This window comes from Pseudomonas sp. BP01 (assembly GCF_022760795.1).
GTDB classification, from domain to species: Bacteria; Pseudomonadota; Gammaproteobacteria; order Pseudomonadales; family Pseudomonadaceae; genus Aquipseudomonas; species Aquipseudomonas putida_Q.
The window spans coordinates 26,435-47,490 of sequence record NZ_JAFBKA010000025.1; the positions used below are offsets into that span (position 1 = coordinate 26,435).

Annotated in this window: 18 protein-coding genes; 12 read left to right on the forward strand and 6 right to left on the reverse strand. The window is 64.6% G+C overall.

Annotated elements, in window-relative coordinates:
* Positions 1 to 96 precede the first annotated feature (96 nt).
* Positions 97 to 771 carry a ribose-5-phosphate isomerase RpiA gene (gene rpiA, locus JOY50_RS20640; protein WP_063423267.1) on the reverse strand — a complete coding sequence of 225 codons (675 nt, stop codon included), beginning with the start codon at positions 769 to 771 and terminating at the stop codon, positions 97 to 99.
* A gap of 135 nt (positions 772 to 906) precedes the next feature.
* Here rpiA and ilvA point away from each other — a divergent pair, with 135 nt between their 5' ends.
* Together ilvA and JOY50_RS20650 are read left to right on the forward strand one after the other, a co-directional pair.
* Positions 907 to 2,421 carry a threonine ammonia-lyase, biosynthetic gene (gene ilvA / locus JOY50_RS20645; RefSeq protein WP_016502109.1) on the forward strand — a complete coding sequence of 505 codons (1,515 nt, stop codon included), beginning with the start codon at positions 907 to 909 and terminating at the stop codon, positions 2,419 to 2,421.
* 148 nt (positions 2,422 to 2,569) lie between these two features.
* On the forward strand, positions 2,570 to 2,995 hold the full coding sequence (locus JOY50_RS20650) for a DUF2269 domain-containing protein (RefSeq protein ID WP_132844882.1): 426 nt from the start codon (positions 2,570 to 2,572) through the stop codon (positions 2,993 to 2,995).
* 129 nt (positions 2,996 to 3,124) lie between these two features.
* On the opposite strand, the gene JOY50_RS20655 is transcribed toward JOY50_RS20650, so the two are convergent.
* Positions 3,125 to 3,781, reverse strand: coding sequence for an HAD family phosphatase (locus tag JOY50_RS20655; RefSeq protein ID WP_138737080.1), 657 nt, complete (start codon positions 3,779 to 3,781; stop codon positions 3,125 to 3,127).
* Positions 3,782 to 3,922: 141 nt separating this feature from the next.
* On the opposite strand from JOY50_RS20655, the gene JOY50_RS20660 reads away from it, so the two are divergent.
* Both JOY50_RS20660 and ptsP read left to right on the forward strand, forming a co-directional pair.
* On the forward strand, positions 3,923 to 4,402 hold the full coding sequence (locus JOY50_RS20660; RefSeq protein ID WP_003249017.1) for an RNA pyrophosphohydrolase: 480 nt from the start codon (positions 3,923 to 3,925) through the stop codon (positions 4,400 to 4,402).
* A gap of 22 nt (positions 4,403 to 4,424) precedes the next feature.
* Positions 4,425 to 6,704, forward strand: coding sequence for a phosphoenolpyruvate--protein phosphotransferase (ptsP, locus tag JOY50_RS20665; protein ID WP_132844890.1), 2,280 nt, complete (start codon positions 4,425 to 4,427; stop codon positions 6,702 to 6,704).
* A 134-nt stretch (positions 6,705 to 6,838) separates the two neighbouring features.
* Here ptsP and JOY50_RS20670 read toward each other — a convergent pair whose 3' ends face one another.
* Complete coding sequence (locus JOY50_RS20670) at positions 6,839 to 7,585, reverse strand: NRDE family protein (RefSeq protein ID WP_132844893.1); 747 nt, start codon at positions 7,583 to 7,585, stop codon at positions 6,839 to 6,841.
* A gap of 129 nt (positions 7,586 to 7,714) precedes the next feature.
* Here JOY50_RS20670 and JOY50_RS20675 point away from each other — a divergent pair, with 129 nt between their 5' ends.
* Genes JOY50_RS20675 through JOY50_RS20685 form a run of 3 tightly spaced genes read left to right on the forward strand, consistent with a single transcriptional unit; the run spans position 7,715 to position 10,343 of the window.
* Positions 7,715 to 8,497, forward strand: coding sequence for a sulfite exporter TauE/SafE family protein (locus JOY50_RS20675; protein WP_132844895.1), 783 nt, complete (start codon positions 7,715 to 7,717; stop codon positions 8,495 to 8,497).
* Positions 8,498 to 8,513: 16 nt separating this feature from the next.
* Positions 8,514 to 9,323, forward strand: a complete 810-nt coding sequence (lgt, locus tag JOY50_RS20680) for a prolipoprotein diacylglyceryl transferase (protein ID WP_132844897.1) — start codon at positions 8,514 to 8,516, stop codon at positions 9,321 to 9,323.
* A gap of 48 nt (positions 9,324 to 9,371) precedes the next feature.
* Positions 9,372 to 10,343, forward strand: coding sequence for a thymidylate synthase (locus tag JOY50_RS20685; protein WP_132844900.1), 972 nt, complete (start codon positions 9,372 to 9,374; stop codon positions 10,341 to 10,343).
* 118 nt (positions 10,344 to 10,461) lie between these two features.
* Here the strand turns inward: JOY50_RS20685 and cadR are convergent, their stop codons facing one another.
* Positions 10,462 to 10,905 (reverse strand): cadmium resistance transcriptional regulator CadR, encoded by a 444-nt coding sequence (cadR, locus tag JOY50_RS20690; RefSeq protein WP_138737082.1) that lies wholly within the window; start codon positions 10,903 to 10,905, stop codon positions 10,462 to 10,464.
* 83 nt (positions 10,906 to 10,988) lie between these two features.
* Here cadR and JOY50_RS20695 point away from each other — a divergent pair, with 83 nt between their 5' ends.
* The 5 genes from JOY50_RS20695 to JOY50_RS20715 all read left to right on the forward strand — a co-directional run bounded on the left by JOY50_RS20695 (position 10,989) and on the right by JOY50_RS20715 (position 18,174).
* The gene (locus JOY50_RS20695) at positions 10,989 to 13,241 is read left to right on the forward strand and encodes a heavy metal translocating P-type ATPase (RefSeq protein WP_132844905.1); all 2,253 of its coding nucleotides are present in this window, start codon (positions 10,989 to 10,991) and stop codon (positions 13,239 to 13,241) included.
* 9 nt (positions 13,242 to 13,250) lie between these two features.
* On the forward strand, positions 13,251 to 14,120 hold the full coding sequence (locus JOY50_RS20700) for a LysR family transcriptional regulator (RefSeq protein WP_132844908.1): 870 nt from the start codon (positions 13,251 to 13,253) through the stop codon (positions 14,118 to 14,120).
* A gap of 228 nt (positions 14,121 to 14,348) precedes the next feature.
* On the forward strand, positions 14,349 to 15,407 hold the full coding sequence (locus tag JOY50_RS20705) for a putative 2-aminoethylphosphonate ABC transporter ATP-binding protein (protein ID WP_132844910.1): 1,059 nt from the start codon (positions 14,349 to 14,351) through the stop codon (positions 15,405 to 15,407).
* Position 15,408: 1 nt separating this feature from the next.
* A complete protein-coding gene (locus JOY50_RS20710) occupies positions 15,409 to 17,130 on the forward strand; it encodes a putative 2-aminoethylphosphonate ABC transporter permease subunit (RefSeq protein ID WP_132844913.1) in 1,722 nt (573 codons plus the stop codon).
* Between the two features lie 18 nt (positions 17,131 to 17,148).
* Positions 17,149 to 18,174 carry a putative 2-aminoethylphosphonate ABC transporter substrate-binding protein gene (locus tag JOY50_RS20715; protein WP_086978583.1) on the forward strand — a complete coding sequence of 342 codons (1,026 nt, stop codon included), beginning with the start codon at positions 17,149 to 17,151 and terminating at the stop codon, positions 18,172 to 18,174.
* Positions 18,175 to 18,288: 114 nt separating this feature from the next.
* On the opposite strand, the gene JOY50_RS20720 is transcribed toward JOY50_RS20715, so the two are convergent.
* Positions 18,289 to 19,653, reverse strand: a complete 1,365-nt coding sequence (locus tag JOY50_RS20720; RefSeq protein WP_138737083.1) for a GTPase/DUF3482 domain-containing protein — start codon at positions 19,651 to 19,653, stop codon at positions 18,289 to 18,291.
* Positions 19,646 to 21,037 carry a DUF2868 domain-containing protein gene (locus JOY50_RS20725; protein WP_138737092.1) on the reverse strand — a complete coding sequence of 464 codons (1,392 nt, stop codon included), beginning with the start codon at positions 21,035 to 21,037 and terminating at the stop codon, positions 19,646 to 19,648. Before JOY50_RS20725 ends, JOY50_RS20720 begins: the two co-directional genes overlap by 8 nt.
* Between the last annotated feature and the right edge of the window lie 19 nt (positions 21,038 to 21,056).

The following is a 21,056-nucleotide window of genomic DNA, read 5'->3' on the forward strand; positions in this document are numbered from 1 at the left end:
GAGGGCCCTATCGCCGGCAAGCCAGCTCCCACAGGTACTGCGCTGAGCCTGAAACCTGTGCAGTACCTGTGGGAGCTGGCTTGCCGGCGATTGCCATCACTCGGCCTTGAGGGTTTTCACACCTTCAGAGGTACCCAGCAGCAGCAGGTCTGCCGGCCGCGCGGCGAATAGGCCATTGGTCACCACGCCAACGATGGCGTTGATCTGCGCTTCCAGCTCCACCGGGTTGGTGATCTGCAGGTTGTGCACGTCGAGGATCACGTTGCCGTTGTCGGTGACCACGCCTTCGCGGTACACCGGGTCGCCGCCCAGCTTGACCAGCTGGCGTGCCACATGGCTGCGAGCCATCGGGATCACTTCGACCGGCAGCGGGAAAGCACCCAGTACCGGCACCAGCTTGCTGCCATCGGCGATGCAGATGAAGGTTTTGGCCACAGCGGCGACGATCTTCTCGCGGGTCAGGGCCGCACCGCCGCCCTTGATCAGGTTCAGGTGCGCGTCGCTCTCGTCGGCGCCGTCCACGTAGAACTCCAGCTCGCTGACACTGTTCAGCTCGTAGACCGGGATGCCATGGCCCTTCAGACGCTGGGCGGTGGCTTCGGAGCTGGCGACTGCGCCGTCGAAGGCGGTCTTGTGCTGAGCCAGGGCGTCGATGAAGAAGTTGGCAGTCGAACCGGTACCGACGCCGACGACGCTCTTTTCATCCAGCTTGGGCAGAATGAAGTCGACAGCGGCCTGGGCGACGGCCTGTTTGAGTTGGTCCTGGGTCATGCGGGCTCCGAAAAGGGGCAGGGCGGTTTTCAAAGTTGCCTAGTATAACGGCTTGGGCGGCTTTGCTGTGGTCGCCCGACGTAGCGCTGGGGTAGACTCGCAGCCCTCGTCCCGCGGCCCAGTGATGCTTTCCCGATGCTCGAACAGTACGTCAAGAAGATCCTCACCTCGCGCGTCTATGACGTTGCCGTCGAAACCCCGCTGCAGAGCGCCGGGCAGCTGAGCAAGCGCCTGGGTAACCAGATTTTGCTCAAGCGTGAAGACCTGCAGCCGGTGTTCTCGTTCAAGATTCGAGGGGCGTACAACAAACTGGCCCAACTGACCCCGGAAGAGCTGGCCCGTGGCGTGGTTACCGCCTCGGCCGGCAACCACGCCCAGGGCCTGGCCCTGGCTGCGCGCGAGATGGGTATCAAGGCCACTATCGTGATGCCCAAGACCACCCCGGAGATCAAGATCGAAGGCGTGCGCTCGCGCGGTGGCAAGGTCGTGCTGCATGGCGACTCGTTCCCAGAGGCGCTGGCTTATTCGCTGAAGCTGGTCGACGAGAAGGGCTTTGTCTACGTCCACCCTTATGACGACCCGCACACCATCGCCGGGCAGGGCACCGTGGCCATGGAAATCCTGCGCCAGCACCCTGGCCAGCTGGACGCGATCTTCGTGCCCGTGGGCGGTGGCGGCCTGATCGCCGGTATTGCCGCCTATGTGAAATACCTGCGCCCGGAAATCAAGGTGATCGGTGTCGAGCCGGACGACTCCAATTGCCTGCAAGCGGCCATGGCGGCCGGTGAGCGCGTGGTGCTGCCACAGGTCGGGTTGTTCGCCGACGGCGTGGCGGTGGCGCAGATCGGCCAGCACACCTTCGATATCTGCCGCCACCATGTGGATGAAGTGGTGACGGTCAGCACCGACGAGATCTGTGCAGCTATCAAGGATATCTACGACGATACCCGCTCGATCACCGAGCCTGCCGGCGCCTTGGGCGTGGCTGGCATCAAGAAGTACGTCGAGCTGTACGGCGTGACCGGGCAAACCCTGGTGGCGATCGACTCCGGCGCCAACGTCAACTTCGACCGCCTGCGTCATGTGGCCGAGCGTGCCGAGCTGGGTGAGAAGCGCGAAGCGATCATCGCCGTGACCATCCCGGAGCGGCCAGGCAGCTTCAAGGCCTTCTGCGAGGCTATCGGCAAGCGGCAGATCACCGAATTCAACTACCGCAAGCACACCTCCGACGAGGCGCACATCTTCGTTGGCGTGCAGACCCACCCGGAAAACGACCCACGTGCGGCGCTGGTGCAGCATCTGACCGAGCAGGGCTTCCCGGTTACCGACCTGACCGACAACGAGCTGGCCAAGCTGCACATTCGTCACATGGTTGGCGGCCATTCGGCCGGTGCCAGCGATGAAATGGTGTTGCGCTTCGAATTCCCCGAGCGGCCAGGGGCGTTGTTCAACTTCCTCAATAAGCTGGGCGGGCGCTGGAACATCTCGATGTTCCATTACCGCAACCATGGCGCGGCTGACGGGCGAGTGGTGGCGGGGCTGCAGGTGCCGGAGGACGAGCGCCACCTGGTGCCGGCGGCGCTGGCCAAGATCGGCTACCCCTACTGGGACGAGACCGAAAACCCGGCGTACAAGCTGTTCCTCGGCTGAGCGGCTAAGCTAGGGCTGATGGCCCTATCGCCGGCAAGCCAGCTCCCACAAGTACTGCGCAAGCCTCAAGGCCTGTGATACCTCTGTGGGAGCGGGCAAGCCCGCGAAGACGCCACCGCAAAATGGCCTGTTCAAGGACAACCGAGACATGGAACACCTGACCACCCTCAAGACCCTGCACATTATCGCCACCGCCCTGCTGCTGCTGGGCGCCTTGGGCCTGGCGGTGTGGACGGTGCGCGCTCGCCGCAAAGGCGATGCCGAGGCCTACGCCAAGCTGTTGCGCCGGCCGCTGGTGTTCATCTGGCTGGTGATGGGCCTGTGCCTGGTAAGCATGCCGTTCACCGGCTGGTGGCTGGTGCACCTGGTGGGCTGGCCGCTGGGGCAGACCTGGGTGCTGGCGTCCAGCGTCATCTATACCGTCGGCGCGTTTGCCGTGTGGTGGCTGCTGGTGCGGCTGAACCGGCTGCGCAAGGCTGAAGTGGTGGGGCTGCGGTTTACCCTGGCGTTGGCAGTGTTCAGCGGGGTCTGCTTCCTGTCCATTGCCGGGCTGATGGGCGCCAAGCCAGTCTGACAGTCCTGGGTTGCCCGTACCGGCCTCTTCGCGGGTAAACCCGCTCCCACAGGGACTGCACAAGGCCTGAGGGCAGCGCAGTACCTGTGGGAGCGGGTTCACCCGCGAAAGGGCCGGCCCAGGAATACCTCAATCCCGCAGCGAAACCACCGGCCACCCGCGCTTCTCGGCCTCGGCCCGCAGGTTCGGGTCCGGGTCCACCGCCACCGCATGCGTCACCTGCTGCAACAGCGGCAAATCGTTCATCGAGTCGCTATAGAAGTAGCTGTCCTCAAGGTCGAAGCCGTTCTCCAGCATCCAGCGTTCCAGCCGCGTCACCTTGCCTTCACGGAAACACGGTATATCGGTACTGCGCCCGGTATAGCGGCCGTCGCGCATCTCGCATTCGGTTGCGAGCAATACCCGTACCCCAAGGCGTCGGGCAATCGGTGCGGTTACAAAACGGTTGGTGGCGGTGATGATCACCAACTGGTCGCCCGCCTCGCGGTGCTGCTGCAGCAAGGCCAGTGCTTTGGGCAGGATGATCGGCTCGATGCAGTCGCGCATGAAGTCGCGGTGCCATTCGTCGAGCTGGGCCACAGGCGTTGCCGCCAGGATCTCCATGGAAAAGGCCAGGTAGGCCTGCAGGTCCAGGGTGCCGTTGAGGTATTCCTGGTAGAAGCCGTCATTGCGTTGCTTGTAGGCGACCGGGTCGAGAATGCCGCGCTCGCAAAGGTAATCACCCCAGGCATGGTCGCTGTCGCCACCGAGGAGGGTATTGTCCAGGTCGAATAAAGCCAGGCGCATTGCGGTCACTCGCATCAGCTACAGGGTAGGCCCGCAGAATACGGAGTTTTCACGCTGCTGCACATAAGCTTGGCGGGCGCGTTGCTGCGCTCGCAAGCTTTGTGGAACAATGCGGTGACATGCGTTTGCGAGGTTGCTGCCGTGATCGACCCGGATGGTTTTCGCCCCAATGTCGGGATCATTCTCACGAATGATGCCGGGCAGGTGCTATGGGCTCGACGGATCAACCAGGATGCCTGGCAATTCCCCCAGGGTGGTATCAACCCTGACGAGACGCCGGAAGACGCCCTGTACCGCGAGCTGAACGAAGAAGTTGGCCTTGAACGCGACGATGTGGAAATTCTTGCCTGCACCCGTGGCTGGTTGCGTTATCGTTTACCCCAGCGATTGGTACGTACCCACAGCCAGCCGCTGTGCATTGGCCAGAAGCAGAAGTGGTTTCTGCTACGGCTGGTCAGCAACGAACAACGGGTGCGGATGGACCTGACCGGCAAGCCGGAGTTCGACGGCTGGCGCTGGGTGAGCTATTGGTATCCGCTGGGCCAGGTTGTGACATTCAAGCGCGAGGTGTACCGACGCGCCCTGAAAGAGCTAGCACCGCGTCTGCTGACGCGCGACTGACGACGGAGTTCGACCCCGAGCCATGCTCAATACGCTGCGCAAGATCGTCCAGGAAGTAAACTCCGCCAAAGATCTCAAGTCGGCGTTGGGGATCATTGTCTTGCGCGTCAAGGAGGCCATGGGCAGCCAGGTCTGCTCCGTCTACCTGCTCGACCCGGAAACCAACCGCTTCGTGCTGATGGCTTCCGAAGGCCTGAACAAGCGCTCCATCGGCAAGGTCAGCATGGCCCCCAACGAAGGCCTGGTTGGCCTGGTCGGTACCCGGGAAGAGCCGCTGAACCTGGAAAACGCCGCCGACCACCCGCGTTACCGCTACTTTGCCGAAACCGGTGAAGAAAAATTCGCCTCTTTCCTGGGTGCACCGATCATTCACCACCGCCGCGTGGTCGGGGTGTTGGTCATTCAGCAAAAGGAGCGCCGCCAGTTCGACGAGGGCGAAGAAGCCTTCCTGGTCACCATGAGCGCCCAGCTTGCCGGGGTAATTGCCCACGCCGAAGCGACTGGCTCGATCCGTGGCCTTGGCCGCCAGGGCAAGGGTATCCAGGAAGCGCGCTTCGTCGGTGTACCTGGCTCGCCTGGCGCTGCCGTGGGCCGCGCGGTGGTGATGCTGCCGCCGGCCGACCTGGAAGTGGTGCCGGACAAGACCGTCGATGACATCGACGCGGAACTCAAGCTGTTCCAGAACGCCCTTGAAGGCGTGCGCGCTGACATGCGCAAGCTGTCGGCCAAGCTGGCCACCCAGCTGCGCCCTGAAGAGCGCGCATTGTTCGATGTGTACCTGATGATGCTCGAAGATGCAGCGCTGGGTGGCGAGGTGACCGAAGTCATCAAGACCGGCCAGTGGGCGCAGGGCGCCCTGCGCCAGGTGGTGGGCGAGCACGTCAGCCGCTTCGAGCTGATGGACGATGACTACCTGCGCGAGCGCGCCTCCGACGTCAAGGACCTGGGCCGGCGCCTGCTGGCCTACCTGCAGGAAGCCCGCTCGCAGTCGCTGGTGTATGCCGACAACACCATCCTGGTCAGTGAAGAGCTGACACCGGCCATGCTCGGCGAAGTGCCGGAAGGCAAGCTGGTGGGCCTGGTCTCGGTACTGGGTTCGGGCAACTCCCACGTCGCCATCCTCGCTCGCGCCATGGGCATCCCCACGGTGATGGGCCTGGTCGACCTGCCGTACTCCAAGGTCGACGGTATCGAACTGATTGTCGACGGGTACAAGGGCGAGGTGTTCACCAACCCCAGCGAAGTGCTGCGCAAGCAGTACAGCGAAGTGGTCGAGGAAGAGCGCCAGCTGGCCCAGGGCCTGGATGCCCTGCGCGAACTGCCATGCGTCACCCCCGACGGCCACCGCATGCCGCTCTGGGTCAACACCGGCCTGCTGGCCGACGTGGCCCGTGCCCAGCAGCGCGGTGCCGAAGGGGTAGGCCTGTACCGCACCGAAGTGCCGTTCATGATCAACCAGCGCTTCCCCAGCGAGAAAGAGCAGCTGGCCATCTACCGTGAGCAGTTGGCGGCCTTCCACCCGCTGCCGGTGACCATGCGCACCCTCGATATCGGCGGTGACAAGGCGCTGTCGTACTTCCCGATCAAGGAAGAAAACCCGTTTCTGGGTTGGCGCGGCATCCGTGTCACCCTGGACCACCCGGAAATTTTCCTGGTGCAGACACGCGCCATGCTCAAGGCCAGCGAGGGCCTGAACAACCTGCGCATCCTGCTGCCGATGATTTCCGGCATCCACGAGCTGGAAGAAGCGCTGCACCTGATCCACCGCGCCTGGGGCGAGGTGCGTGACGAAGGCACCGACGTGCCGATGCCGCCGGTGGGCGTGATGGTGGAAATCCCAGCGGCGGTGTACCAGACCAAGGAACTGGCGCGGCAGGTGGACTTCCTGTCGGTCGGCTCCAACGACCTGACCCAGTACCTGCTGGCGGTGGACCGCAACAACCCGCGGGTTGCCGACCTGTACGACTACCTGCACCCGGCGGTGCTGCAAGCGCTGAGCACTGTAGTGCGCGACGCCCATGGCGAAGGCAAGCCGGTGAGCATCTGCGGTGAGATGGCCGGTGACCCGGCAGCGGCGATCCTGCTGATGGCCATGGGCTTCGACAGCTTGTCGATGAACGCCACCAACCTGCCGAAGGTGAAGTGGATGCTGCGTCAGGTGAACATGAGCAAGGCCAAGGAACTGCTGGCCGAGGCCTTGAGCCACGACAACCCGCAGGTTATCCACAGCTCGCTGCAGCTGGCCCTGAAGAACCTCGGGTTGGCGCGGATGATCGGGCCAGGGGCCAACAAAACCCTCTGAAATTAGGGTTGCCGGTTCCGGCCTCTTCGCGGGCTTGCCCGCTCCCACAGGGATCGCACAAGGCCTGGGACCTGTGGGGCTTCTGTGGGAGCGGGCAAGCCCGCGAAGAGGCCGGCACAAGCAGCATCAAATGATCAGACCAGCACTTCAACCTCACCCAAATGCCCACCAAAGGGCCCGAAACTGCGCTCGATCAGCCGCCTTCGTCCCTGATCATCCACGATCAACACCGTACTCGCCCGGGTCCCGTAATTCTGACTGGCGATGAATACGCTCGACAGCAATTTCTCGGTCGCCACTCCCACGCCTGTCTCGGGCAGGTCGCCATCCGCCGCTGGCTCGTTATCCGCCAGCAAAGCCAGCAGCCTATCCGGCTCCGGTGTTTCCAGCAGGCCCTCCAGCCCGCTACGTGCCTTCACCAGCTTTGGCCACGGCGTATCCAGCCCTGCGTTGGATAACCCGAACACCCCAGCGTCCAGCAGGCACGGCGTGGCGTCACGGGCGTGCAGGTAACCCAGCTGTCGCCCATCACCCACCAGCAGGTTGAACCCCGAATACTGCCCACTGCGGCTGGCCACCTGGTCCAAGTAAGCCTCGACACCAAGTTCACCCTGCAGGTATGCCGCCACCAGTTCGCCTCGCGAGCGCGGGCCCAGTGCCTGGCCCGGATCGCGGATGTTGGTCAGCGCGGCAAAGCGCCCCTGCGGGCCTATCCCCAGCCAGGTACCACCGGCTTCCAGGTCGCGCCCGGCATACACTCCAGGCGTATCCTCCCAGGCAGCCAGGGGCTGGGTAGGGCGGGCATAGAACTCGTCGCGGTTGGCCGCCACGATCAGCGGCAGGGTGTGCCCCGGCCGCCAGGCAAATACGATCAGGCACATCGGTTGGGCCTCTGTGTTTTTTGTCACTGTACCCACAGCAGCGGGGCGGATCCATCCTGACACAGAGTTCACTAGAGCCCCGAGCCCGGCTTCCGTTACCATGCCGGATTGATTTTTCGGGGAAGCCGAATGGAATTCGTGCTCTATCTGCTGTTGGGCGCCTGTGCCGGTGTGCTGGCCGGGCTGTTCGGCGTGGGCGGTGGCATCATCATCGTGCCGGTGCTGGTGTTCAGCTTCACCTTGCAGGGCTTCGATGCTTCGGTGCTGACCCACCTGGCAGTCGGCACGTCACTGGCAACCATCGTGTTCACTTCGATCAACGCTGTGCTTGAGCACCACCGCAAGGGTGCGGTGCAATGGCCGATCTTCGCCTGGATGACCCTCGGCATCCTGCTGGGGGCCGGTGTCGGTGCCAAGACCGCCTCGCTGATCCAGGGCCCGCTGCTGCAGAAGATCATCGGCGTGTTCGCCCTGGTCATCGCTGCGCAGATGGCCCTGGACCTCAAACCCAAGGCAAGCCGCGGCATCCCCGGCAAACCCGCCTTGATCGGGGCCGGTGGGGTGATTGGCTGGGCCTCGGCCATTTTCGGCATCGGCGGTGGTTCGCTGACTGTGCCGTTCCTGACCTGGCGCAGCCTGCCCATGCAGCAGGCGGTGGCCACGTCCTCGGCCTGTGGCTTGCCGATTGCCGTGGCCAGTGCCCTGAGCTTCATGCTGCTGGGCTGGCGCGAGGAGCACCTGCCCGCCCATAGCCTGGGTTATGTGTACCTGCCGGCGATGGTCGGCATTGCCGTGACCAGCATGTTTTTCGCCCGCTTTGGCGCGCGCCTGGCGCACAAGCTGTCGCCCCGTTTGTTGAAACGCCTGTTCGCAGCGCTGCTGTTCTGTGTCGGCCTCAGCTTTTTGATTTGAATCGAGAGGAAGTTCCATGCTGCCTTACCCGCAGATAGACCCCGTGGCCCTGGCCATCGGGCCGCTGAAAATCCATTGGTACGGGCTGATGTACCTGATCGGCATCGGCGGCGCCTGGCTGCTGGCTTCGCGCCGGCTGCACCGCTTCGACCCCACCTGGAGCCGCGAGAAGCTGTCCGACCTGGTGTTCTGGTTATCGATGGGGGTGATCGTCGGTGGCCGCCTGGGTTATGTGCTGTTCTACGACCTGCATGCCTACCTGGCCAACCCGACGCTGATCTTCGAAGTGTGGAAGGGCGGCATGTCGTTCCACGGCGGCTTCATCGGCGTGATGCTGGCGGCATTGTGGTTCGGCAAGCGCAACAACAAGTCGTTCTTCGAGCTGATGGACTTCGTTGCCCCGCTGGTGCCGATCGGCCTGGGTGCCGGGCGTATCGGCAACTTCATCAACGCCGAGCTGTGGGGCAAGGCGACCGACGTACCGTGGGCGATGGTGTTCCCGCCGTTCAGCGACCCCGCCCAGTTGCCCCGTCATCCGTCGCAGCTGTACCAGTTTGCCCTAGAAGGTGTGGCATTATTCGTGATTCTCTGGTTGTACTCGCGCAAACCGCGTCCGACCATGGCCGTTTCCGGCATGTTCGCGCTGTTCTACGGCATTTTCCGCTTTATCGTGGAGTTTGTGCGGGTGCCTGATGCCCAGCTTGGCTACATTGCCTTCGGCTGGTTGACCATGGGTCAGTTGCTCTGCGTGCCGATGATCGTCGGCGGCATCTTCTTGATCTGGTTGGCCTACAACCGCAAACCTACGGCAAAACCAGCCGTATGATTTTCACGGCAGGGGCGATCCTCCTGCCGTTCTTGTTACAGGAAAGTCATGAAACAGTATCTAGATCTGGTCCGTGAAGTCATCGAGAACGGTACGTTGCAAGGCAATCGCACCGGCATCCGTACCATCAGCATGCCGGGCGCCATGCTGCGCTTCGACCTGCAGAAGGGTTTCCCGGCCATCACCACGCGCAAGCTGGCGTTCAAGTCGGCGATCGGCGAGATGGTCGGCTTCCTGCGGGGCGTGAAAAACGCCGGTGAATTCCGTGAGCTGGGCTGCAAGGTCTGGGACCAGAACGCCAACGAGAACGCCCAGTGGCTGGCCAACCCGTTCCGCCAGGGCCATGACGACCTGGGCGAGATCTACGGCGTGCAATGGCGTCAGTGGCCAGGCTACAAGCGCATCCCGCTTAGCAACCCGGCCGCTATCGAAATGGCCGAGAAGGCAGGCTTTCGCCGTATCGCCCAGGACGAAGAGGACGGCGTCGCCTTCGTCATTCTGTACAAGGCCATCGACCAGGTGCGCCAGTGCCTGGACACCATCGCCAACGACCCGGGCAGCCGCCGCATCCTGTTCCACGGCTGGAACTGCGCGCAGCTGGACGAGATGGCCCTGCCGCCGTGTCACCTGCTGTACCAGTTCCACCCGAATGTAGAGACCAAGGAAATTTCCCTGACCCTTTACATCCGCTCCAACGACCTGGGCCTGGGCACACCGTTCAACCTCACCGAAGGCGCGGCGCTGCTGTCGCTGTTCGGCCGCCTGACCGGTTACACCCCGCGCTGGTTCACCTACTTCATCGGCGATGCCCATGTGTACGAAAACCACCTGGACATGCTGAACGAGCAGCTCAAGCGCGAGCCGCTGGAAGCGCCGAAGCTGGTGATCAGCGACCGTGTGCCGGCGTTTGCCGAGACGGGCAAGTATGAGCCAGAGTGGTTGGAGAAGATCGAGCCGAGTGATTTCTGGCTGGAAGGCTATGAGCACCATGCGCCGATGACAGCGCCGATGGCGGTCTGATAGATCTCCATTGTTTGAACTGGCCTCTTCGCGGGTGAACCCGCTCCCACAGGGTATTGCACAGGCCTAAGTCGTGCGCGGTCCCTGTGGGAGCGGGTTCACCCGCGAAGCTTTTGGCTCAATGCCCGTGACTGCGCCCCACATGCGAATGCTCGGTATCCGGCACCGATACCGCCCCGTTCGTCTCCAGTTGCTGCAAGATCGCGCATTCATTCCCCTGCGCATTGCAGCGCTGCCGCAGCTCCACCAGCTGCGCCTGCAACGCCACCAAGCCATCGATCCGCGCCTGCACATGCTCGATGTGTTCGTCGATCAGCGCATTGACGCTGCCGCACGAGTCGTCGGGGCTGTCGCGCAGGCGCAGCAGGCTGCGGATTTCGTCCAGGGTCATGTCCAGGGTGCGGCAGTTGCGGATGAAGGTCAGCCGTTCCACGTGGGCCTGGGTATACAGCCGGTAGTTGCCTTCTGTACGGGCAGGCTCGGGCAGCAGGTTTTCACGCTCGTAGTAGCGGATGGTTTCCACCGCGCAGTCGGTGGCTTTGGCCAGTTCTCCGATCTTCATCACGAAATCTCCAGCAAGTGGCTTGACCCTATAGTGGCTACAGGGTGTTCACTTGGCAACAGGCTCACTTTAAGGACGACCCCATGAACCAGCCTGTCAGCCACGAACACAAGCACCCGCACGATCACGGCCATGGCGATGACGACCATGGGCACGCCGCCCACAGCCACAGCTGCTGCGGCTCCAAAGCCGCGCCGTCTCTGGTGCAACTGACCGAAACGGCCAGTGCACAGGCGCAGCTCAGCCGTTTCCGCATCCAGGCCATGGACTGCCCCACCGAACAGACCCTGGTCCAGGACAAGCTGGGTAAGCTGGCGGGTATCGAGCAGCTGGAATTCAACCTCATCAACCGGGTGCTTGGCGTGCGCCACACGTTGGACGATACCGGCGATATTGAGCGAGCCATCGACAGCTTGGGCATGAAGGCCGAGCCGCTGGACGCCGAAGGCGACAGTAGCGCCGCCGCGCCACAACCCGCCAAGGCCCGCTGGTGGCCGCTGGCATTGTCGGGTGTCGCCGCCATTGCCGCCGAAATCGTGCACTTTGCCGCGCTCGCCCCGGAGTGGCTGGTGGCCGCATTGGCGCTGGCAGCCATTCTTGGCTGCGGCCTGGGCACCTACAAGAAGGGCTGGATTGCCCTGAAAAACCGCAACCTCAACATCAATGCGCTGATGAGCATTGCCGTGACCGGCGCCGTGCTGATCGGCCAGTGGCCCGAAGCGGCCATGGTGATGGTGCTGTTTACCGTTGCCGAGCTGATCGAAGCCCGCTCGCTGGACCGCGCACGCAATGCCATCAGCGGGCTGATGCAGCTGACCCCGGACATGGCCACGGTGCAGCAGGCAGATGGCCAATGGCGCGAAGTGGAAGTGCGCGAAGTGGCCATCGGCGCGTTAGTGCGGGTGCGCCCCGGCGAACGCATCGGCCTGGACGGTGAAGTGGTCAATGGGCAATCCAGCGTCGATCAGGCGCCGATCACCGGCGAAAGCCTGCCTGTGGAGAAGGTCGTAGGCGACAAGCTGTTCGCCGGTACCATCAACCAGGCGGGGGCACTGGAATACCGCGTCACCGCCGGCGCCGGGCAATCGACTCTGGCGCGGATCATCAAGGCCGTGGAGGAGGCGCAAGGCGCGCGGGCGCCTACCCAGCGCTTCGTCGACCAGTTTTCGCGTATCTATACCCCGGTGGTGTTTGCCATCGCCCTGGCCGTGGCGGTGATCCCGCCGCTGTTCATGGCCGCAAGCTGGTTCGACTGGGTGTACCGCGCTCTGGTGCTGCTGGTGGTCGCGTGCCCGTGCGCCCTGGTTATCTCGACCCCGGTGACCATCGTCAGCGGCCTGGCCGCTGCTGCGCGCAAAGGCATCCTGATCAAGGGCGGGGTGTACCTGGAAGGCGGCCGCCACCTGGATTACCTGGCCCTGGACAAGACCGGCACCATCACCCACGGCAAGCCGGTGCAGACCGACGCCAAGGTACTGGTGGCGCTGTTCGAAGGCCGCGCCCAAGCGCTGGCCGCCAGCCTGGGCGAACGTTCGGACCACCCGGTTTCCCGCGCCATTGCCCAGTTCGGCAAGGAGCAAGGCCTGGCCTTGAGCGAGGTCGATGACTTCGCTGCCCTGGCCGGGCGCGGCGTGCGTGGCACCATCGCTGGCGAGGTCTACCACCTGGGCAACCACCGCCTGGTGGAGGAACTGGGGCTGTGCTCGCCCGAGCTGGAAGCCCTGCTGGATACGCTGGAGCGCCAGGGCAAGACCGTGGTCCTGCTACTAGACCGCAGCGGCCCACTGGCCCTGTTTGCCGTGGCCGATACGGTCAAGGACAGCAGCCGGCAGGCCATCGCCGAACTGCATGAGCTGGGCATCAAGACTGTCATGCTGACCGGTGACAATCCGCATACCGCGCAGGCCATCGCCGCCGTGGTCGGTATCGACCGCGCCGAGGGCAACCTGCTGCCAGGCGACAAGCTGAAAACCATCGAAGCCCTGTACGCACAGGGCCATCGCGTGGGCATGGTCGGTGACGGCATAAACGACGCCCCGGCGCTGGCCCGTGCCGAGATCGGTTTTGCCATGGCCGCCGCTGGTACCGACACCGCCATCGAAACGGCCGATGTGGCACTGATGGACGACGACTTGCGGAAAATCCCGGCCTTCGTCAGGCTGTCGCGCCAAAGTGCGGCGATCCTCATGCAGAACATCGTTCTGGCGTTGGGCGTCAAGGCGATATTCCTGGCGATTACCTTTGCCGGCATGGCCACCCTGTGGATGGCAGTGTTCGCCGACATGGGCGTGAGCCTGCTGGTGGTGTTCAACGGCTTGCGCCTTTTGCGCAAATAGAGGATGTGCATGCTGAGTTCGGAGCTAAAAGCCTTTTACATGGTGGCCCGCCTGGGCAGCATCACCCTGGCGGCGAAGAAGCTCGGGCTCAGCCAGCCCACGGTGACCACGCAGATTCGCAACCTGGAAAGCCACTACGCGGTAGAGCTGTTCTACCGGGGCGGGCGGCGCCTGGTGCTGAGCGAAGAGGGCGTGCGACTGCTGCCGATGGTCAAGGCGCTGCTGCAACAGGAGGCCGATATCGAGTTCGAGCTGCGCAACAGCGGCCAGGCTCAAGGCAGCTTGCGCATCGCCGCCACGGCGCCTTACTACATTCTCGACCTGGTGAAGATCTACCGCGAACGCTTGCCGCAGGTGGATGTAGCGGTGGAGATCGGCAACTCGCAGCAGGTGCTGGAAATGCTCGAAGACTACCGGGTGGATATCGCCGCGTCGTCGCAACTGGTGGAGGACGCCCGGCTGGTGCGGCGGGTGCTGGGCACCGATCCACTGGTGGTGGCGGTGCACCGCAACCACCCGTTGGCCCATCGCCAGACGGTGTCCATCGACGTGGTGGCCGGGCATTGCCTGTTGATGCGCGAAAAGGGCTCGACCACCCGCAAGCTGACCGAGCAGATGATGCAGGAGGCCGGGGTTCAGGCTGGCGCTTTGCTGGAAATCGGCAGCCGCGAGTCGATCCGCGAGGCGGTGCTGCGCAACATCGGCATCAGCGTGATTGCCCGCCACGAGGTGCCCCACAACCCGGAGCTGCGGGTGCTGGTGCTGGAGGATGCGCCGGTGATGCATGAATACCTGTATTGCCTGAAAGAACGGCGCCAGGCCCGGTTGCCGGCTGCCTTTCTTGGGGTGGCGCAGGAAGTGGCCGGCTCGCACTTCTGATAATTCTTTAATGGCTGTACTGGCCCTATCGCCGGCAGCCAGCTCCCACAGAGACTGCATAGCTCTCAAGGGCGCAGGTGTACCTGTGGGAGCTGGCTTGCCGGCGATAGGGCCCTCACAGCCAGTACAAAATCTGCCTATACCACTATCACCGGCTTTTGCCTTAAAGCCACAGAACCTTCGCACAGCCTTCCTAGCATGGCCCCATCTCTTCGATGAGGCCCTGCCATGAACCACACCACCCCCGGCGCACAGATGCAAGTGCGCAACATCCACAAGCGCTTCGGTGCCTTTACGGCGCTCAACGATGTATCGCTGGACATCGCCGCGGGCGAACTGGTGTGCCTGCTCGGCCCGTCCGGCTGTGGCAAGACCACCCTGCTGCGCTGCATCGCCGGCCTGGAGCGCCAGGACCGCGGCACGCTGTACATCGGCGAGCGTGATATCTCCGAGCTGCCGCCCCAGGCCCGTGACTACGGCATCCTGTTCCAGTCCTACGCGCTGTTCCCCAACCTGACCGTCGAAGCCAACATCGCCTACGGCCTGACCGGCAGTGGCCGCGAGCAGGCCCGCCAGCGGGTGGCCGAAATGCTCGAACTGGTAGGCCTTTCTGGCAGCGAGAAGAAATACCCAGGCCAGCTCTCCGGTGGCCAGCAGCAACGTGTGGCCCTGGCCCGCGCGCTGGCGCCGTCGCCATCCCTGCTACTGCTCGACGAGCCGATGTCGGCGCTGGACGCCCGGGTACGCGAGCACCTGTGCACCGAGCTGCGCCAGCTGCAACGCCAGCTGGGCATCACCACCCTGATGGTGACCCACAATCAGGACGAGGCCATGCTGATGGCCGACCGCATTGCGGTGATGAACAACGGCCAGGTCGAGCAGTACGCCACCCCGCAGGAAATCTACGACCAGCCGGCCACGCCGTTCGTTGCCGAGTTCGTCGGCCAAGGCAACTGGCTGCCGTTCCAGCGCAGCGGCGACAGCCATGCCCAGGTCGGCGACATGAACATGCGCCTGGCCCCGGGGTCGGCCCAGGCCAGCAGTGGCCGGCTGTTCTGCCGCCCGGAGGCGATCACGGTCAACCCGGTGGTACACGAAGAAAACCTGTTCCCGGCCATGGTCCGCGAAATCACCTTTCTCGGTAATCGCTGCCGCATGAGTTTTGAGCTCAAGGCCTTGCCAGGTCATGCCCTGCTGGCCGAGCTGGCCCCCGAAGCCATGCCGCGCCTGGGTTCGCAGGACATCTGGGTGGCGCTGCCGCCACAGAGCCTGCAGGTGTTTGCCTGAGATGGCCGCGCCAATGTCCCTGCCGTTGAGCCAGGCCAAAGCCGCGCGTGCTGGCGTCGCCCTGGGTGACCGGTTGTTCGTGGTCGGCGGCAAGAGCCTGCTGCTGATCCTGTTGGTGCTGGCCGTGCTGATGCCGCTGCTGGCGATCTTCTGGCGTGGCTTCAGCGCTGACGCGGGCCAGGGCGGCGGCTTGCTGGCAGCCCGTGAACTGTTCGCCAGCGACAACTTCCACTGGTTGCTGGGCAACAGCCTGTCGGTGGCGTTCACCGTCGCGGCCATCGTGGTACCGCTGGCCTACTTGTTTGCCTATGCCCTGCAGCGCACGCTGATCCCGGCCAAGGGCCTGTGGCGGGGGATTTCGCTGCTGCCGCTGCTGGCGCCGTCGATGCTGCCGGCCATCGCTTTGGTCTACCTGTTCGGTAACCAAGGGCTGCTGCGCGGGCTGCTCAGCGACAACATTTACGGCTTCTGGGGCATCGTGCTGGGCGAGGCCATCTACACCTTTCCGCATGCGCTGATGATTCTGCTGTCGGCGCTGTCACTGGCCGATGCCCGCCTGTTCGATGCCGCCTCCAGCATGGGCGCCGGCCCATCGCGGGCGTTTGCCAGCATCACCTGGCCGGCCACTCGCCAGGCGGTGTTCGCGGCGTTCTGCCTGGTGTTCACCCTGACCATCACCGACTTCGGTGTGCCGGTGGTGGTCGGTGGCGACTATCAGGTGCTGGCGCTGGAGGCCTACAAGGCGGTTGTCGGCCAGCAACAGTTCGGCCGTGGTGCGCTCATCGGCATGGTGCTGTTGTTGCCGGCCCTGTTCAGCTTCAGCGTCGACGCTTGGCTGCGCCGGCGCCAGGGCGAGGCCATGAGCGGCCGTGCCCAGGTGTTCGAGCCCAAGCCATCGCGTGGCCGCGATGCCTGCTTCCTGGCCATTGTGCTGCTGGTGTGCGCGGTTTTGCTGCTGGTGATCGGCATGGCGGTGTATTCGTCGCTGGTCACGTTCTGGCCGTACAACCTGTCATTGTCGCTGCGGCACTACATGTTCGAAGACACCGCAGGTGGCGGCTGGCTGGCCTACCGCAACAGCGTGAGCATGGCCATCGGCACCGCGCTGATCGGCAGCATCGTGATCTTCACCGGTGCCTACCTGATGGAGAAGACCCAGGGCCAGCGGCTGCTCAACCAGGTGCTGCGCCTGCTCAGCTTCATCCCCATGGCCGTGCCGGGCCTGGTGCTGGGCCTGGGTTACGTCTTCTTCTTCAACCTGAACGGCAACCCGCTGCATGTGCTGTACGGCAGCATGGGGCTGTTGGTGGTGTGCACCATCGCCCATTACCTGACCACTGCGCAGATGACCGCAACCACCGCGCTGCGCCAGCTTGATGGCGAGTTCGAGGCCGCCGCGCTGTCGCTGAAGGCGCCGCTGTACAAGCACTTCCTGCGCGTGACCGTACCGATCTGCCTGCCGGCGCTGCTGGACATCATCCGCTACCTGTTCGTTTCGGCGATGACCACCGTGTCGGCGGCGATCTTCCTGTACAGCCCCGACACCATCCTGGCGGCCGTTGCCGTGCTGAACATGGATGACGCCGGCAACGTTGGCGGTGCCGCCGCCATGTCCACCCTGATTCTGCTGACCAGTGCCGGCGCTTCACTGCTGCTGGCCGCAGCCTCACGCGGCCTGTTGCGCCGCTCCCAAGCCTGGCGCCAACGCGCCGCGACCGTCTGACCTGTAAGGAACCTACCCATGTACAAGCACCTTGCACTTGCCGCTGCCGTTTGCGCCGTGTTCAGCCTGCAGGCTTCGGCCGCCGGTACCCAGCTGACGGTCTACACCGCCCTGGAAGCCGAACAGCTGAAGAGCTACAAACAGGCCTTCGAAAAAGCCAACCCGGACATCGAGATCAAGTGGGTCCGCGATTCCACCGGTATCATCACCGCCAAGCTGCTGGCCGAAAAAGACCGCCCGCAAGCCGACGCGGTGTGGGGCCTGGCGGCGTCCAGCCTGGCCATTCTTGACCAGAACGGCATGCTGGAAGCCTATGCACCCAAGGACCTGGGCAAGATTTCCGGCAACTACCGCGACGCTGCCAACCCACCGGCCTGGGTGGGTATGGACGTGTGGGCCGCGACCATCTGCTTCAACACCATCGAGGCCGAGAAGCAGGGCCTGAGCAAGCCGGTGAGCTGGCAGGACCTGACCAAGCCTGAGTACAAGGGCAAGATCGTCATGCCGAACCCGGCCTCGTCGGGTACCGGCTTCCTTGACGTGAGCGCCTGGCTGCAGACCTTTGGCGAGCCGCAAGGCTGGGCCTACATGGACGCGCTGCACCAGAACATCGGCCAGTACGTTCACTCCGGCTCCAAGCCGTGCAAGCTGGCGGCAGCGGGGGAGTTTCCGATCGGTATCTCGTTCGAGTACCCGGCCGTGCAGCTAAAGCGCCAGGGCGCGCCGCTGGACATCGTGTTGCCGAAGGAAGGCCTGGGCTGGGAGATCGAGGCGACTGCGGTGATCAAGGGCTCGCCCAAGGCGGATGCGGCCAAGCGCCTGGCTGATTTCTCGGCCAGCCCGGCGGCCATGGAGCTGTACAAGGAGAACTTCGCCGTGCTGGCCGCGCCGGGTATTGCCAAGCCGCAGACCGAGCTACCGGCGGACTATGAGCAGCGCCTGATCAAGAACGACTTTGCCTGGGCATCGAAGAACCGTGACCAGATTCTGGCCGAGTGGCGCAAGCGCTACGACGGCAAGTCGGAGAAGGTGGCCCAGCAGTAACCTGTACCGGCCTCTTCGCGGGCATGCCCGCTCCCACAGGTACTGCGCAGGTCCATGGCTGTGCGCTATCGCTGTGGAAGCGGGCGTGCCCGCGAAGGGGCCAGACCTGGCCACTCAAAATTGGGAAACCAGTGCCTCCAGCTGTTCCTGCCGCTCAGCCTGATTCAGCTTTGCCCCTGGGTTGAGCGTCGACCATTGCGGATGCGCCCGGGCCTTCACCAGTGCCTCTGGCAACTTGCCCTCGCGCCAGGCCTTCTCCTCCAGCTCACCCAGCCTGATGCTGTCTTGCGCCGCATGCCCGCGGTTATCCAGCGCCACCATCAACTGCTGCTGACGCAAAGCCAGCAGGCGCAACACCGTGTCGTCGACCGTCAGCTCGCGCTTGCCCTTGAGCTTGCCCAGCAACCGCGAGCCATAGTTGCGCGCCGTCTGCAGCGCGCCGCCGGCAATCGCCCCGGCCAGCGCTGCCGCGCCGAGGGTAAGCCCGCCGACCAGCAGATCGACCCCGGCCCCGGCTGCAGCTCCGGCCGCCACGCCGCTGCCCAGGCGCACGCCCAGCAGCTTCAGGGTTTCAGGATTGAACAGGTCATCGCCCCAGCGGCCATCCAGCAACGGCAGGTCGCTGGCATGGGCATCCTCGCGGCGGAAGGCATACAGCTTGAGCAAGGCTTCGACGCAACGCTGTTCACGTTGGCGTATGTCCTGGCGCAGCGCCTCTATGGCCTTGGCTTCGGCCGCGGGCTCGGCCTCGACGCTACGCCGGCAGGCGGCGCAGTCCAGCAGTAGCTCGGCAATCAGCCGCTTGCCACTGTGCTGGCGGGCCAGGCGCTGTGCCTGCTGGTCGTCGATCAGCCGCTGCAGGGCTGGGCGGGCGTCCTCCAGCAGCAGGGCCAGGCTTTCGTACAAACGGCGCTCGCCATCCTCGGGCGGGGCCACGCTGTCGAACCGCACCAACGCGTGAAGGCCAAGCCGGGCAAGGGCTTCACGCCATTGCGGCTCGCGGTGCTGGTGGCTGGCGACGAAGTTGAGCACCGGCAGCAATGGCTTGCCGCAGCTGGCCAGCACTTCCAGTTCATCGCGGTACTTGGCCAGCACCGGCTCGCGCGCATCGATTACATACAGGCCGGCATCGCTGGCCAGCAACTGGCGCAGCACCTTGGCCTCCTGCTCGAAACGCTGGCGCGCCTCGCTGCCTTGCAGAAAGCGCTCCAGGCGGGCCGGGCCGTCCAGGCGCTCGCCTGGGCGTTCCAGCCGCTCGAGGTAGTCGAGCAAGGCGATGGCATCCTCCAGGCCCGGGGTGTCGTACAGCTCCAGCAAGGGTTCGCCGTCCACCGACAAGCGCGCACCTTCTACATGGCGGGTGGTGCTGGGGCGGTGGGACACTTCGCCAAAGCCTACGTCGCGGGTCAGCGTGCGCAGCAGCGAGGTCTTGCCGACGTTGGTATGGCCGACCACGGCCAGTTTCAGTGGCTCAGTCATGGCCATGCTCCAGCCAGGTCAGTGGTGAGGTGTCGGCATGCTGCAGGCCAAGGCGGTCAAGGGCTTCGTGCCAATCGCCGAGGCGCTGGGCATCGACGGCCTGGCCCGGTGCAGCCTGCAGCAGCCAGATACGAGTTGCGCCGGCATTGCGCGCCAGTTCGGCGAGCAACGCCAGGCTGCCGCGGTCGGGCGAGCGCCGGGGGTCGCAGGCGATGGCCAGGCGTGCCGGGGGAAAGCGGCTGAGTTGTTCGAGCAGCCGGTTGCGCGACTCGCGGCTGTCGAGCACGCCCGCATCGATCACGCTTTTCGGCAGTGCGGGCGGCCAGGGGCGCTGGTCGTCGAGCTCCAGGCCTACCAGCAGGGCGCCGCTGCTGCCGCTTTCCAGCTGGCCGGCGGCAAACTGCGGCAGGGCCTGGGGCGCAGCGTCCTGCACGCCGATGCGTTCGCTGCGTGGCATCAGTGCATCACGCAGTTGCGCGTAGCCGGGCAGGCTCAGGTCCAGCGCCAGCCGCTCGCGGCCCTGGCGCCAGCGCCACAGGCACAATGCGGCCAGTACCAGGCGTGGTAACAGGCCGAACACCAGCACCACCCCTAGCAACCAGCTGGCCCAGGCCTGGCGGGCTTGCTCCAGGGCCGGCAAGGTGTCACCGCTGGCGCGGATCATGGCTTCGTCGGGCACGGCAAAGCCCAGCAGCGAAGGCAAGGCACCCAGGGCTTGGGTCAGGTGGATGAACGGGTCGGCGGCAAGCAGCGTGGTTTCCCAGACAAAGCCATAGCGCCGGGTCGCCAGCAAGGCCAACAGCATGCCCAGGGCGGTGAGCATGGCCAGCAGCCACAGGCCATGCGCCAGCAGGCCGAGCAGCCAGCGGTTCAGGCGTTGGCGTTGCAGCAGTACCAGCAGCGCAGGTGCCAGGTGTGCGGCCTGGGCATCGCGGGCAAAGCGTTCACTCAGCCATAGCCACAGGCGCCCTAGGCCCGCGCCATGCTCGCCGCTCAGGGCAAAACCGATGGCCCAGCCCAGCAGCATCAGCAGGTTCAGCCCGAGCAGGCTGCCCAGGGCCCAGAATACGTTCACCGGTCGCTGCCCATCACCCAGGGCGGCCAGGGCCAGGCCCGCGCCGCTGAGCACGGCCATCAGCAACAAGGCCAGCAGCGCCAGGCGCGCACCTTGCTTCCAGTGGCGCAGGGCGGCGCTCATGCCGTCGCGTTCGGCCAGGAACAGTGCACGGGTTTCGATGCGGGCCGCCAGGTCGCCGCCCAACTGGCGGGCGCGGCGGTTGGCTTCCTGGTCCTCCAGGGGGCCGGCGTGTTCCTCGCGCAGGCGTACCGCTTCGGTGAGCCAGCGCTTGTCCAGTGGAGTCGGTTCAGTCACATGGTCTTCCATTGCACAGGTCAGGGCAGAA